This window comes from Thioreductor micantisoli (assembly GCF_055392745.1).
Map to the genome: position 1 here is coordinate 1,253,370 of NZ_AP043760.1, position 14,496 is coordinate 1,267,865.

Consider the following 14,496-nt stretch of genomic DNA (forward strand, 5'->3'; position numbering starts at 1 on the left):
TTTTTATAAATGGTGGTCGCTACTGGACTCGAACCAGTGGCAACCTGCTTGTAAGGCAGGGACTCTACCAACTGAGCTAAGCGACCAATGAAATGGTGATCCCTACGGGATTCGAACCCGTATCGCCGCCGTGAAAGGGCAGTGTCCTAACCGTTAGACGAAGGGACCAACCTGTTGTCTTAGGACTATTATATTCATCTTTCGATGTTTCACTATTAAAATGGTGACCCGTGTTGGATTCGAACCAACGGCCCATTCCTTAAAAGGGAATTGCTCTACCTACTGAGCTAACGGGTCAAAAACAAAAAATGCTTCTAAAGCCTCTGTTTTTGTGGAATGAAATTTTAGTAGAAAAAACTTCTTTTGTCAAGGGTTTTTATATTAAATTAGAAAAATTTAAAAAAATTCTTATTGCATTCATCATTGTTTTATATTGAACTTCTTCCCTACTTCCACTTAACTGAAGCCTTTCTACAACAAATTTTCCAAATTTATCACCAACACCAATAAAAACTGTCCCTACTGGTTTTGTAATTGTTCCTCCACTAGGACCTGCAATTCCACTCACAGCTATTGCATAATCACTCTCACTAATTTCTAATATACCAAGAAGCATTTGTTGAACTGTTTCTTCACTAACTGCCCCAAATTTTTCCAAAACCCTCTCATCAACTCCAAGCCATTTAGATTTAATCTCATTTGCATAACTAACCACACTTCCATCAAAGACATTACTACTTCCTGAAATTTTTGTTAAGAAACTTGCTATCAATCCTCCTGTACAACTTTCAGCAAATGTTATTTTTTTATTATTAGATTCTAATCTCTCTTTTAGATATTCAAAAATATTATTACTAATTATTATATGTGGAATAAACCCTCTTAATTGTTTCAATAACATTTCATTTAAATTAGAAATAACTATTTCACACCATCCACCTTCATTTTCGTAAATAGTATAACTCATATTAAATGATTCAAAAATAGGTTTTACAAAAAGTTCAGCAGTATCTTTATCATAATTAAAAATATGCAATTTATAATATTCACTATCTTTTAATAAAATAGCAGGTAAATAATCTATATATTTTAATACATTAATAACAGTATTGTTTAATTCTATTAGAAAACTATTCTTTTCATATAAAATACTTTTGGATGGAATTAATTGAGCCTCTTTTACTTCTAAAGAATCATCATTTAATGTAGCTACTATTTTACTTATAGTCGAATATAATTTTTCATTAGAAACAATTAATAATTGACTGTTTTCTTTTATAATTTTTTCTATATCAAATTCTAAATTTTCATAAAAATAAATTTTATCTGTTTTATACTCTTTTAAAATATAAGTTTGTAAAAAATCTTTATATTGAAATTCTTTACCTATAAAAATTAGTGCCATTATTATTCCTTTTATTGTATAATATATAATATAGTATAATACCAAAAAAGGATTAAAAATGAAATATAAAAATCTTGAAAATGAACTACCAGAAAAAAAGTTACCCCAAAAAGAAGTATTCAAAAAAAATGGGAAAATGAAAGATAAATTTTATGAAAAAGAGCTTTTAAAATTACAAATTCAACTAGTAAAATTACAAAATCATGTAAAAAAAACAGGAGAAAGAATTGTAATTTTATTTGAGGGAATAGATACAGCTGGAAAAGATGGAACAATTAAAAGAATTACTGAATATTTAAATCCAAGAAGTGCAAGAGTTGTCGCGCTTGATAAACCAAGTGATAGAGAAAAAACAGAATGGTATTTTCAAAGATATACAGAGCATTTCCCAGCAGGTGGAGAAATAGTTTTGTTTGATAGAAGTTGGTATAATCGTGCTGGAGTTGAAAAAGTATTTGGATTTTGCACTCATGAAGAATATTTGATATTTATAAGACAATGCCCTAGATTTGAAGAAATGATAGTAGATGATAATATTAAATTTTTTAAATATTGGCTTGATATTACAAAAGAAGAGCAAGCTAGACGCTTAAAATCAAGAGAAACAGACCCACTAAAAATGTGGAAATTAAGTCCCATTGATTTAAAAGGACATAAACATTATGAGGATTATCAAAAAGCAAAAGAAGATATGTTTCTAGCCACTCATACAGCTTATGCGCCATGGATTACAGTAGATGCCAATGATAAAAAAAGAGCAAGATTAAATATAATTAGAGATATATTATCTCAAATTGAATATGAAGGAAAAGATGAAAATATTATTCCTGATAGTGAAATTGTTTCAATGTATCATTTGGGTAAAAATAGAGAATAGAAAAGATTGTTACTTTATTACACAATATTATATTATTTTTTATCTAATATTGTGTAATTACTTACTCATTATTTTTTTATTTCAATATAATTATAAACAAAACATATAGAACAAAAAATAAAATGTTATTATTTAGTAGTTATGTGTTTATAAATATTTTAATTTTAAGGAGATTTATATGGAACAAATTAAATTAGGTAATCCTGCAGCAGTTGGTCTTGCAGGTTTTGGAATGACAACATTTTTATTACAATGTCATAATTTAGGATGGATAGGTACAGGTCCAGTTTTATGGCTTGGTTTATTTTATGGTGGTTTAGCTCAATTTATTGCTGGTTTTTTAGAATTTAAAGTAGGAAATAATTTCGGATTTAGTGCATTTGTTTCTTATGGTGCATTTTGGATGGCTTTAGCTGCATTTTTGATTTTTGGAACAAGTCCAGAAATTGTTAAAAGTTATCCTTTACTAAAATTAACAACTCCTGAGGTAGCATATTTTCTATTAGCTTGGACAATATATACAGGAATTATGTTTATAGGTTCTATGAAAGCAAATGGAGCATTAGCAATAGTATTCTTAACACTTTTTTTAGGATTTCTAGGTTTAACAATAAAAGAATTTACTGGTAGTGCTACTATTGGAACAATTGCAGCATGGGATTTATTATTATGTGCCTTTTCTGCATGGTATTTGATGGCTCATATAATTTTTGCTGATTTAGGTATTAATTTACCAGTTGGAAAAGCTTGGTTATAATATATTATAAATAAAATCTACTCCTTCCCTCTTCTTTGGGACCATTTTTACTCCTATATAGCTACTCCTATTAAATATTTTAATTTTAAATTGCACAAAAGAATTTTTTTTATTACAATTGCAAATTGAAAAGTCAAATTACCAATAAGTTAGGAGTAGCGTATGATTTTAGAATCAATCAAATATATGATCCTTGGTATGGGTATCGTTTTTATATTTTTGTTAGTCTTAGTACTTGTACTTAATTTACAGCATAAGCTTGTTGAAAAATATTTTCCTCAAAAAGAGAAACCTTCTCAATCACCAGTATCTTCAAGAAAAGACAAATTAAAAAAAATTGCTGCCATTGGCGCTGCAATTCACCACATGAAAAATCATAAAAAATAAAAGAGGTAAAAATGAAGAAAAAATATATAGATATAATGGATACAACTTTCCGTGATGGTTTTCAGTCTGTATTTGGTGGGAGAGTTTTGATGAAAGATTTTTTACCAGCATTAGATACTGCAAAAGAGATTGGACTAAATCATTTTGAATTTGGAGGAGGAGCTAGATTTCAAAGCCTTTTTTTCTATTTAAGAGAAAATGCTTTTGAGATGATGGATACTTTTAGAAAAAAAGTAGGACCTGATACAAATCTACAAGTTTTAGCAAGAGGTATCAATACAGTTATGCTTGATACTGGAAGCAGAGAAATGATTGATCTTTTTACAAAAATGTTTGCAAAACATAGTACAACAACTGTTAGAAATTTTGATGCGTTAAATGATGTGAATAACCTTGAATATTCATCAAAATGTATCAAAAAATATGGTATGAAAAATGAAATAGTTATTACTATAATGGATTTACCTCCTGGATGCAAAGGTGCTCATACACCAGAATTTTATGAAAAAACATTGAGAGAAATTTTAGATAGAGGAATAGAGTTTGATTCTTTAGCTTTTAAAGATGCAAGTGGAACAAGTTCTCCTCAAAAAATCTATGAAACTATAAAAATGGCAAGAAAAATTTTAGGTGAAGATGAACATATTAGACTTCACACTCACGAAACAGCAGGCGTTAGTGTTGCTTGTTATTTAGCAGCCCTTGAAGCTGGAGTAGATGGAATTGATTTAGCCGCTGCTCCTGTTAGTGGAGGAACAAGTCAACCAGATATCATAACTATGCTTCACGCAACAAAAAGAAAACCATTTGATTTAGGTGGACTTGATATGGAAAAAGTTCTTAAATATGAAGAAGTTTTAAAAGATTGTCTAAAAGATTATTTTATTCCACCAGAAGCCACACAAGTTAGTCCAATGATTCCTTTTTCTCCTATGCCAGGAGGAGCGCTTACAGCAAATACTCAAATGATGAGAGATAATAATATATTACATAAATATCCAGATGTTATAAAAGCCATGAGAGAAGTTGTAGAAAAAGGTGGATTTGGTACAAGTGTTACTCCAGTTAGCCAATTCTATTGGCAACAAGCATTTAATAATGTTATGTTTGGCCCTTGGAAAAAAATTGCGCCAGGGTATGGAAGAATGATTCTTGGGTATTTTGGAAAAACACCAGTTAAGCCAAATTCTTCTATTATTGAACTTGCAAGTAAACAGCTTAATTTACCTGTAACAAAAGAAAATCCACTTGATATTGCAGATAAGAATGAAACAAAATCTATTGCATATTGGAAGAAAAAACTTGAAGATGAAAATATAGAAACTACTGAAGAGAATATATTTATTTGTGCTGCATGTGGTGATAAAGGTATTTCATTTTTAAAAGGTGAAAGTCCATTAATGATAAGAAAAAAAGAAGATGAGGAGAAAAAAGAGATGAGTAAAACAAATGGAATCTATACAGTTACTGTTGATGGGGAAAAATTTGTTGTAGAAGTTGCTGAAGGTGGTGAAGTTGAAGTTAAACCTCAAGCAGATGCAAAAAAAGAGATAGTAAAAAAAGAAAGTAAAGGAAAAGTAGCGACTGAAACAACTGAAATAAACTCAGTAGTCCCTGGAACTGTTTGGAAAATTTTGGTAAATCCAGGTGATAAAGTAAAAGCTGGAGATAAAATAATGATACTTGAATCTATGAAAATGGAGATAGATATTCCAGCTCCACAAGATGGAGTAATTGCTCATATTGCTGTAAAAGTTAATGATACTGTCCAAGAGGGACAAGTTTTAGCTTCAATGGAGTAAGAAAATGAAAAATAAATTTATAACATTTTTTCTTGCACTATCAATCTTTATAGTACCCTTAGCTGCTGTAGTAACAGTTGATCATATATCATCTAAAAAAAATATAAAAGTTGAAAAAAAAGAAGTCCAAAACAAAGGAATGGAAGAACTTCTTGTTAATTTTTATAAACAGACTGGAATATATGCTTTTTTAAATCCAAAGGATGGAGTAAAAAATGCAAAAGGTGATGAAATAACAAAATTTCAACAAAGTTATGGTCGTATCATAATGATAGGTATTTCATTTGTACTTTTTTATCTAGCTATAGCAAAAGGATTTGAACCACTACTTTTAATACCTATTGCTTTTGGTGGACTTTTAGCAAATATTCCTCTTGCTAACATTATTGGAGATGGAGGATTTATAGGAGAATTTTTTAAAGCTGGTATTTCAAATGAGCTTTTCCCTATAATAATTTTTATGGGTGTTGGTGCAATGACCGATTTTGGACCGCTTCTAGCAAATCCAAAAACTGCACTTCTTGGAGCAGCTGCTCAATTTGGTATTTTTGGAACTCTTGTAGGAGCTGTAGCGTTAAGTCAAATGGGTATATTTGGTTTTAGTTTACAACAATCAGCTGCAATTTCTATTATTGGTGGAGCTGATGGTCCTACAACCATTTTTATTGCAAGTAAATTAGCCCCTGATTTATTGGGAGCAATGGCAGTAGCAGCATATAGCTATATGGCACTTGTACCTATAATTCAACCTCCAATTATGAAAGCTTTAACAACTGAAAAAGAAAGAAAAATAAAAATGACTACAAGAAGAAAGGTAAAAAAAATTGAAAAAATTTTATTTCCTCTTACTGTTTTAATACTTGCAATTTTGATTTTACCAGAATCTTCACCTCTTATTGGAGCTTTAACATTTGGAAACTTTGTAAGAGAATCTGGAGTTGTAGATAGACTTTCAAAAACTCTTCAAAATGAGCTTATAAATATTGTTACTATCTTTTTAGGACTTGCAGTTGGTTCAAAACTAGCTGCAGAATATTTTTTGGTTCCAGAATTTTTAGGAATACTACTTTTAGGACTTGTAGCATTTTCAATAGGAACTGCAGCTGGAATAATTATGGCTAAAATAATGAATAAATTCTCAAAAGAACCTATAAATCCTTTAATTGGTGCAGCGGGCGTTAGTGCTGTACCAATGGCTGCAAGAGTTACTAATAAAGTAGGAATAGAAGCTGATCCAACAAATGTATTATTGATGCATGCAATGGGACCAAATGTTGCAGGAGTAATTGGATCTGCAGTTGCAGCAGGTGTTCTTCTTTCTATATTTTAAAATAATTTGTTACAATTTTACACAAAATAAAATAAAATAAAATACATTTTGTGTAAATTCTCTACTTTAATAGATTTTTTTACTAAAATAAAACAAAAAAGGATATAAATATGACAAGTAAAAATTTTTACCCTCATAAAGAAATTTTTAAAAATCCAGATTTTAAAAATATGTGTGAATATGAAGATAAAGTAAAAGACTTTGAAAAAGATTATGAAGGTACATGGGCCGAACTTGCAAAAACAAAATTAACTTGGTTTAAAGAGTTTGATAAAACTTTAGACGAGAGTAATGCTCCATTTTATAAATGGTTTGTAGGTGGAAAATTAAATGTAAGTTATCAATGTATTGATAGACATTTAGAAGACAAAAAAAATCAAGCAGCTATTATTTGGGAAGCTGATGATGGAAGTAAAAAATCATATACTTATTTAGACTTATATAAAGAAACAAATAAATTTGCAAATTTACTAAAAAGTTTTGGAGTTAAAAAAGGCGATAGAGTTGTAATGTATATGCCAATGATTCCAGAAGCAGCGTTTGCTATGCTTGCTTGTGCTAGAATTGGTGCAATTCATAGTGTAGTTTTCGGTGGATTTAGTGCAGAAGCACTTAAAGATAGAATTTTAGATGCCGAAGCAAAAGTGGTAATCACAGCTGATGGTGCATATAGAAAAGGTAAACCTTATATGCTAAAACCAGTCGTAGATAAAGCTCTTGAAGGTGTAGAATGCGTAGAAAAAGTAATAGTAGTTGAAAGAAATAATGAAGATATTGAATGGAATAAAAAAGATGTAAGCTATAACGAATTGATTCAATCTCAATCTTCTGAATGTCCAGCAGAAGTGATGGATAGTGAAGATCCACTATTTTTACTTTATACATCAGGAAGTACTGGAAAACCAAAAGGAGTACAACATTCAACTGCCGGATATATTCTTTGGGCTCAATTAACAATGGAATGGGTATTTGATCTAAAAGCAAATGATACTTTTTGGTGCACAGCAGATATTGGATGGATTACAGGACATACTTATATCGTTTATGGACCACTTGCAGCTGGTGGAACAACACTTATGTTTGAAGGTGTTTTGACTTACCCTGATAGCGGAAGAGGTTGGAAAATGATAGAAGAACATAGAGTAAATCAATTCTACACAGCTCCAACAGCAATTAGATTACTTCATAAAATGGGAGCAGATGAGCCTAAAAAATATGATTTAAGTTCACTTAGAATCTTAGGAACTGTTGGTGAACCGATCGATCCACCAGCATGGAAATGGTATTATGAAGTAGTAGGACAAAATAGATGCTCAATCGTAGATACTTGGTGGCAAACAGAAACAGGTGGACATATGATTACTCCTCTTCCAGCAGCTACTTCTATTAAACCAGGATGTGCTACATTTGCATTACCAGGAATTATTGCTGAAATAATTGATGAAAATGGAAATAAAATGGCAGCAGATGAAAAAGGACTTCTTTGTATCACAAAACCATGGCCAAGTATGATAAGAACTATTTGGGGAGATAGCGAAAGATTTGTAGATAGTTACTTTTCAACTGCTAAAAAAGATGGAAAACCGGTATATTTTAGTGGTGATGGTGCTATTTATGATGAAGATGGATATATTTGGATTACGGGAAGAGTTGATGATGTAATCAATGTATCAGGTCATAGAATGGGAACAGCTGAGATTGAATCTGCTGTTCAAAAACACCAAGATATAGCAGAAGTTGCTGTAGTTGGAAAACCAGATGAAATTACAGGTGAATCTATTTTTGCTTATGTTGTCCTAAAAAACAGTGAAAATTTAGGTGAAGAAGTTGAACTATTTAAAGAACTAAATGAAATTGTAAAAACAGAAATAGGAAATATTGCAAAAGTTAGTGATATTGTATTTGTTCCAGGACTTCCAAAAACAAGAAGTGGTAAAGTTATGAGAAGAATTCTAAGAGCCATCGCAAAAGGTGAAGAAATCAAACAAGACACTTCTACACTAGAAGACCCAAGTGTAGTAGAAGCTATAATAAAAGCTGTTAAATAAATTAAAGAGTTTTTCTCTTTAATTATATTCTTTATAAAACACTCACTTGATTTCTACCATTATATTTTGATTTATAAAGAGCATCATCCACTCTTTTTATAAAAGTTTCAATATTATCTTCATTTATTAATTGTGTTACACCTATACTAATTGTTATTTGCTTTAATGGAGATATTTGTAACTCTTCAATATGCTTTCTAATTCTCGCAGCAGATATAGAAGCTTCAATTACTGGAGTCTCTGGCATAATAATCATAAACTCTTCTCCACCACATCTACAAAACAGATCTGTATTTCTTAATAAATTTTTAACAGCTTTTGTTACTTCTTTAAGTACAATATCACCTACATCATGTCCATAAGTATCATTTACCTTTTTGAAGAAATCCAAATCAAACATTACTAAAGATAAAGGAGTTTTGTATCTTTTTGCTCTACTTATCTCTTTTTCAATATTTTCATTAAAATATTTTCTATTTCCAATTCCTGTTAATTCATCAGTTATCGATAATTGTTCTAATTCTTTTTGATAAAGTTCTATTTGTGTTATATCAGATAATACTACAGTATAAAGTTCATCATCTTCATTATTAAGTTTTTGTACTTTTACTGAAAAATAATATGTTTTATCATTAAGTAAAATTTTTATTTTATGTTCTATATTTTGATTATTAAATACATATTTCGCCCAATGTTGATTATTAATTTCCTTACTTAAATAACCCTCTTCTTCCATAAACAAATCACAAATACAATAATGAATTATAAGAAATTCCTGTAAATTTTTAATTTTAAAAAATTCAAAAAATGCTTTATTTGCATCCATAACTCTATTTAAATTTGTTATTATTATAATATCTCTAGTAGAATTTAATATCTCTTCAAAATATCTTCTTTGATTTTCTATTTTAGATTTATTTTTATATAATATAAATAAAATAATTCCTAAAACAAATAATATACAAAAAGAACAAATCATTATATCATCTATAAAGTCATTGATTTCTTTATTATTCAAATTTTTATTATTTTCAAATATAATATAATATCCTACATTTTCACCATCAATATCTTTTAATGGATATGTAATAGTTAGATAACCTTTATATGTTTTATAATTTTTATTATTTACAAAATAATTTACACCTTTTTCTTTTACTAACTTTACTATTTTTTTATCTAGATTAAAATTTACAACATAATAATCAATAAAAGTGTATTTAATATTATGTGTAAGTTGTGATTTATATTTTTTATCCATTAATGTCAATATTTCAATTCCATTATTTTTTAATTGTTTTGCTTTTAACAGCTCCATTTTATTTTTGATATACCATATTGTAGAAAATAAAGCTAAAAAGCCAACTATACTTAATAATGCAATCATTAATATATTGCTTTTGGTTTTTTTAGTTTTATAAATTGGATTTTGCATATAAACATCCTTTTGAAATATTAAACTTTACTTTTATATTTTATATTCTAACAAAAGCTTCTTTCAAAACTCTTACAAAATGGTATAATCTTATAAAGAGTTTATACAAAAGAGGTATTTTTGACACTAAAACTAAAATTTATACTTTTAAAAATCATTATCTCTATTTTAATAGCTATCCCTATACTTTTTATAATAAATAATAAAAAGCATCTTTTAAAAGAAAATTTCGAATTAAAAGAGATGAACCTTTTTTATAATTTTTCTATCAACACAGAAAAATTTTTAAATGAAATTCTAAAGATTTACCACTCAAAAGAAAAAGAAATTATAGATTTACATTATAAAACATTACAATATTTCAAAACTCATCCATTAGATTCAAACTTATCTATTTTGCAATCAAAAATAAAAACTCATATTTTTATCACTGATGATAATTTAACTATCGTAAATACTACTTTTAAATATGACAAAGATTTTTCTCTAAAATTTGCAAAAAAGTTTTTTGAATCTCATAGAGGAAAAGTAGTTTTTTCTCCTCCGATTTGTGAACCAGCTAGTGGTGAGTTTATGAGTTTTAGTGATTCTTTTATTCCTCTACACAAAAATAGCAAAAAAGTTTTACAACTTGGATTTATTTATAACCAACCAAAATTATTAAAAATAAAAAAGAAACTAAAAAAAACATTGAAAAAGGAAACTTTTATAAAAAATCTTCAAACTTTTTTTATTCAACCAAATGTAAAACTTGCTCAAGAATGTAATATTCTAAAACCATTAGGTAGAAAATTTTCATTAAAAGAGATGATAAAAAATAATAAAATAGGTTTCGAAATTTTTAGAAAATTGCAAAAAGAAAATCCTTTAATAATTAAAAAGCCTCATAATATCAAAGAAATGTATATGCTTCAAAAAGGAATGTTTTCAAATGATAGTTTTATAATTTACAAAATTAGTTTTGATGAAAGTAAGATAATAAAACAAGAAAAAGAGTATAAAATTTTATTAGATATAATACTTTTTATATTAATTCTCTTTATATTGATAGAATTTTATTTTATCAGTAAACTTATAATTTATCCTATTCTAAATATAGAAGAAAAAGTAAAAGAAAATGAAAAAATAAAAAATGAAAATATTTTAAAAAGAAATGATGAAATAGGAGTTTTAGCTAAAAGTCATAATAAAAGTTTAGATGAAATTTATTCATTAATCGATTCAAAAACAAAATTTCTAAATTTCGTAGCACACGAACTCAAAACTCCTCTTGCAAATATAACACTAAACAATGATTTAAGGGATAAAATAAAAGGTGATGATAAATATTCACAGAGAATTAAATTATCACTTAAAACTTTACAAAACTCTTATGAAGATATTATATATTATCTTAGACTTAATAAAAATGGATATAAAAAAGAAAATATTAAATTTTCTAAAATTTTAAAAAATAGAATAGAGTTTTTTTCAGCTATTGCAAAAAATGAAAATAAAATAATAAAATTAATCACAAAAAATGAATTTGATATTTTTATTAGCGAATTTGAATTAATTAGATTAATTGATAACAATATTTCAAATGCTATTAAATATAGCACGGATGAAAATATAGAAATAGTAATAGAAGGTAAAAAAGTAGCATTTATAAATAGTGGAAATTTAAAAGATAATCAAAAAATATTTGAAGAATTTTATCGAGAAGATACTATTAAAGGTGGATTTGGAATTGGTTTAACTATCATAAAAGAAATTTGTAAAAAATATAATATAAAAATAGATATAGAAAATAAAAATAATAGAGTAAAATTTATTTATACTTTTAAAGGATAAAAGTGAAAATAGCAGTTTTAGAAGATGACAAATCTTTAAATGAGACAATTACAGAAACTTTAGAAGTTTTAGGATATGAAGTAGATAGCTTTTTTAATGGAAATGATATAATATCTCAAAAATATGATTTATATCTTTTAGATATAAATGTTCCTGGAATTAATGGATTAGAACTTCTAGAATATTTAAGATTTGATAAAGTTATAATAATGAGTAGTGATATAAATGAAATAAACATAAATAAAGCTTATAAAAATGGAGCTATTGACTTTATAAAAAAACCATTTTTTATGGCTGAAATAGAAGCAAAACTATCAAGATTTTTTCCAAAACAAATAGTAATTGGAGATTATATTTACGATAAAGATAAAAAAATTTTAATAAAAGATAACAAAGAAATAAAACTATCAAAAAAAGAATGGGAATTTATAGAACTATTTTCAGATAACAAAAATAGAGTAATAAGTTATGATGAAATAATAGAATCTATTTATGAAAAAGAGGTATCTTATACAGCTATTCAGACTGCTATTAGTAGAATAAAAAATAAAAGCGCACTAGAAATAGAAAACCTACCCAAAGAAGGATATATTTTAAAATCATAAAAAAGTATTATTTAATTTTTAAACTATCGAATATAAAATTGATAAAATCTTCGAAAAGTTCACTTTTTGTTTTATTTTTGTGATAAATTAAATACATATTTCTTTTAAAAATCAGATTTTTTATTTTAATTTCATAAAGTTTTTTTTCTTTTAACTCTTTTTTTACTACCTCTTTAGATACGCAAGTTATAGTATCTGGATTATTTATTAGAATTGTTTTAGCTTCTTCAAATTCATTATACTCCATAAAAATATCAATATCAAAGACTCCTTTTATATGATTTAGAAATATTTCTCTCGTACCTGAGCCCTCTTCTCTTAAAAGCCATTTTTTATTTTTTAACTCATCTATAAAAAGTTCTTTTTGTTTTTGTGCTGATACAATAATTAATTCATCTTCTTTTATTTTAACTTTTATAATATCTTTATCATCAACTTCATTTTCAATAAGTCCCAAATCAATTTTACCATTTTTGATATTTTCTATGATTTTTGTTGAATTTTGGATATCTTTTTTAATCAAAATATTTCTATTTTTTGATAAATAATCAAAAATAATCTGTGGTAAAATATATGTTCCAAGAGTTTTACTTGTGGCAACATATATAGTTCCTGCAATTTTTTCTTTTAAAAATTGATATTGGATATTTATAAGCTGATTATAAGGATTTATTGTCATTTTTTTAAACTCTCTACCTCTTTCGTTTAAAACAAGTTTTTTACCTATTCTATCAAATAACGGTTCTTTAAGTTTATTTTCTAAAGATTTTATAGATTGAGAGATAGCTGATTGCGTAATGGATAATTTTTTTGATATTTCCAAAATATTTTGAGTTTCAGATAATTCCAAAAAAATTTTAAGCTCTTTTAAAGTCATTTATTTCCTTATAAGTTTTATTTAATATTATATCAAAAAAATTTAATTTTACTTAATTAACCTTTATTACTATAATTTCAGAAAATTAAAAAGGAGATACAACAATGTTATCAAAAGAAAACAGAGCAAATACTCTAAATGGCCTTTTACTTGTAGCTTTATTTGCACTTGCTGCAATTCAAATATCAAATTTACCAGTCATTAAATCATTGAGATTTAGTCCATTAATTATTGGTATCGTAATAGGAATCATTTATGCAAACACATTAAGACATAAACTTCCTAAAGAATGGGTACCGGGTATTTTATTTTCTACCAAAAATATTTTAAGATTTGCCATTATTTTATATGGATTTAGAATTACTTTTCAAAATATTTTTGCAGTAGGTATGTCAGGACTTATTGTATCAATTACTATTGTATTTGGGACATTTACCATAGGATATTTAATAGGTACTAAAATTTTCAAACTTGATAGAGATACAGCTATTTTAACAACTGTTGGAAGTTCAATTTGTGGTGCAGCAGCCGTTTTAGCAACAGAACCTGTAATAAATGCAAAACCATACAAAAGTGCAGTAGCAGTTGGAACAGTTGTGATTTTTGGAACACTTGCGATGTTTTTATATCCGTTGGCTTATAAAGCTGGATTAGTACCTCTTTCGCCCGAAGGTATGGGAATTTATATAGGTGGAACAATTCATGAAGTAGCTAATGTAGTAGGTGCTGGAAGTGCTATAAGCCCTGAAGTTGCACAAACCGCAATTATCGTAAAAATGATAAGAGTTATGATGATCGCACCATTTTTAATTATACTTGGTATTTGGTTATCAGCCAAAGGTGATAATAATGTAAAAAAAGGAATTACAATACCTTGGTTTGCTGTATTTTTTATGCTAGTGGCAGGATTTAATTCTTTTGATTTGTTACCAACAAAAATGGTCGGTATAATAAATTCTTTTGATACATTTTTACTTACAATGGCTATGACAGCTCTTGGAATGGAAACAACTGTTGAAAAGTTTAAAAATGTTGGAATGAGACCGATTTATTTAGCATTTATTCTGTTTATTTGGTTAATATTTGGTGGATATTTTATAACAAAATTAGCTCTAAATTTTTAGAGCTTAAAATTTCTAT

At 27.2% G+C, this 14,496-nt stretch carries 12 protein-coding genes and 3 tRNA genes; 9 read left to right on the forward strand and 6 right to left on the reverse strand.

Annotated elements, in window-relative coordinates:
- Window positions 1–10: 10 nt before the first annotated feature.
- The 4 genes from ACZ5OA_RS06735 to ACZ5OA_RS06750 form a co-directional block, all read right to left on the reverse strand.
- Window positions 11–86 (reverse strand) — tRNA-Val (locus ACZ5OA_RS06735).
- A 7-nt stretch (window positions 87–93) separates the two neighbouring features.
- Window positions 94–168 (reverse strand) — tRNA-Glu (locus ACZ5OA_RS06740).
- A gap of 53 nt (window positions 169–221) precedes the next feature.
- Window positions 222–297, reverse strand: a tRNA-Lys gene (locus ACZ5OA_RS06745).
- 79 nt (window positions 298–376) lie between these two features.
- Window positions 377–1,405 carry a CinA family protein gene (locus ACZ5OA_RS06750; protein WP_464907105.1) on the reverse strand — a complete coding sequence of 343 codons (1,029 nt, stop codon included), beginning with the start codon at window positions 1,403–1,405 and terminating at the stop codon, window positions 377–379.
- Between the two features lie 58 nt (window positions 1,406–1,463).
- Here ACZ5OA_RS06750 and ppk2 point away from each other — a divergent pair, with 58 nt between their 5' ends.
- From ppk2 to acs, 6 genes are all read left to right on the forward strand, one after another.
- Window positions 1,464–2,282, forward strand: coding sequence for a polyphosphate kinase 2 (gene ppk2, locus ACZ5OA_RS06755; protein ID WP_464907106.1), 819 nt, complete (start codon window positions 1,464–1,466; stop codon window positions 2,280–2,282).
- Between the two features lie 178 nt (window positions 2,283–2,460).
- A complete protein-coding gene (locus ACZ5OA_RS06760) occupies window positions 2,461–3,039 on the forward strand; it encodes an acetate uptake transporter (protein ID WP_464907107.1) in 579 nt (192 codons plus the stop codon).
- A 162-nt stretch (window positions 3,040–3,201) separates the two neighbouring features.
- Complete coding sequence (locus ACZ5OA_RS06765) at window positions 3,202–3,426, forward strand: OadG family protein (protein WP_464907108.1); 225 nt, start codon at window positions 3,202–3,204, stop codon at window positions 3,424–3,426.
- 11 nt (window positions 3,427–3,437) lie between these two features.
- Window positions 3,438–5,228, forward strand: a complete 1,791-nt coding sequence (locus tag ACZ5OA_RS06770) for a biotin/lipoyl-containing protein (RefSeq protein ID WP_464907109.1) — start codon at window positions 3,438–3,440, stop codon at window positions 5,226–5,228.
- A 4-nt stretch (window positions 5,229–5,232) separates the two neighbouring features.
- Window positions 5,233–6,558, forward strand: coding sequence for a sodium ion-translocating decarboxylase subunit beta (locus ACZ5OA_RS06775; RefSeq protein ID WP_464907110.1), 1,326 nt, complete (start codon window positions 5,233–5,235; stop codon window positions 6,556–6,558).
- A 110-nt stretch (window positions 6,559–6,668) separates the two neighbouring features.
- Window positions 6,669–8,606, forward strand: a complete 1,938-nt coding sequence (gene acs, locus ACZ5OA_RS06780; RefSeq protein ID WP_464907111.1) for an acetate--CoA ligase — start codon at window positions 6,669–6,671, stop codon at window positions 8,604–8,606.
- Window positions 8,607–8,637: 31 nt separating this feature from the next.
- Here the strand turns inward: acs and ACZ5OA_RS06785 are convergent, their stop codons facing one another.
- The gene (locus ACZ5OA_RS06785) at window positions 8,638–10,041 is read right to left on the reverse strand and encodes a GGDEF domain-containing protein (protein WP_464907112.1); all 1,404 of its coding nucleotides are present in this window, start codon (window positions 10,039–10,041) and stop codon (window positions 8,638–8,640) included.
- 120 nt (window positions 10,042–10,161) lie between these two features.
- Here ACZ5OA_RS06785 and ACZ5OA_RS06790 point away from each other — a divergent pair, with 120 nt between their 5' ends.
- Together ACZ5OA_RS06790 and ACZ5OA_RS06795 are read left to right on the forward strand one after the other, a co-directional pair.
- The gene (locus tag ACZ5OA_RS06790) at window positions 10,162–11,874 is read left to right on the forward strand and encodes a sensor histidine kinase (protein WP_464907113.1); all 1,713 of its coding nucleotides are present in this window, start codon (window positions 10,162–10,164) and stop codon (window positions 11,872–11,874) included.
- Window positions 11,875–11,876: 2 nt separating this feature from the next.
- Window positions 11,877–12,479 (forward strand): response regulator transcription factor, encoded by a 603-nt coding sequence (locus ACZ5OA_RS06795; RefSeq protein ID WP_464907114.1) that lies wholly within the window; start codon window positions 11,877–11,879, stop codon window positions 12,477–12,479.
- Window positions 12,480–12,486: 7 nt separating this feature from the next.
- On the opposite strand, the gene ACZ5OA_RS06800 is transcribed toward ACZ5OA_RS06795, so the two are convergent.
- The gene (locus ACZ5OA_RS06800) at window positions 12,487–13,356 is read right to left on the reverse strand and encodes a LysR substrate-binding domain-containing protein (RefSeq protein ID WP_464907115.1); all 870 of its coding nucleotides are present in this window, start codon (window positions 13,354–13,356) and stop codon (window positions 12,487–12,489) included.
- Window positions 13,357–13,460: 104 nt separating this feature from the next.
- Here ACZ5OA_RS06800 and ACZ5OA_RS06805 point away from each other — a divergent pair, with 104 nt between their 5' ends.
- Window positions 13,461–14,480 carry a YeiH family protein gene (locus ACZ5OA_RS06805; protein WP_464907116.1) on the forward strand — a complete coding sequence of 340 codons (1,020 nt, stop codon included), beginning with the start codon at window positions 13,461–13,463 and terminating at the stop codon, window positions 14,478–14,480.
- Window positions 14,481–14,496 lie beyond the last annotated feature (16 nt).

Bases quoted from the DNA above. Each gene is read 5' to 3' on its own strand.
- ACZ5OA_RS06775 (WP_464907110.1), top strand. From the start codon at position 5,233: ATGAAAAATAAATTTATAACATTTTTTCTTGCACTATCAATCTTTATA.
- ppk2 (WP_464907106.1), top strand. From the start codon at position 1,464: ATGAAATATAAAAATCTTGAAAATGAACTACCAGAAAAAAAGTTACCC.
- ACZ5OA_RS06805 (WP_464907116.1), top strand. From the start codon at position 13,461: ATGTTATCAAAAGAAAACAGAGCAAATACTCTAAATGGCCTTTTACTT.
- ACZ5OA_RS06765 (WP_464907108.1), top strand. From the start codon at position 3,202: ATGATTTTAGAATCAATCAAATATATGATCCTTGGTATGGGTATCGTT.
- ACZ5OA_RS06750 (WP_464907105.1), bottom strand. From the start codon at position 1,405: ATGGCACTAATTTTTATAGGTAAAGAATTTCAATATAAAGATTTTTTA.
- ACZ5OA_RS06800 (WP_464907115.1), bottom strand. From the start codon at position 13,356: ATGACTTTAAAAGAGCTTAAAATTTTTTTGGAATTATCTGAAACTCAA.
- ACZ5OA_RS06770 (WP_464907109.1), top strand. From the start codon at position 3,438: ATGAAGAAAAAATATATAGATATAATGGATACAACTTTCCGTGATGGT.
- acs (WP_464907111.1), top strand. From the start codon at position 6,669: ATGACAAGTAAAAATTTTTACCCTCATAAAGAAATTTTTAAAAATCCA.
- ACZ5OA_RS06785 (WP_464907112.1), bottom strand. From the start codon at position 10,041: ATGCAAAATCCAATTTATAAAACTAAAAAAACCAAAAGCAATATATTA.
- ACZ5OA_RS06760 (WP_464907107.1), top strand. From the start codon at position 2,461: ATGGAACAAATTAAATTAGGTAATCCTGCAGCAGTTGGTCTTGCAGGT.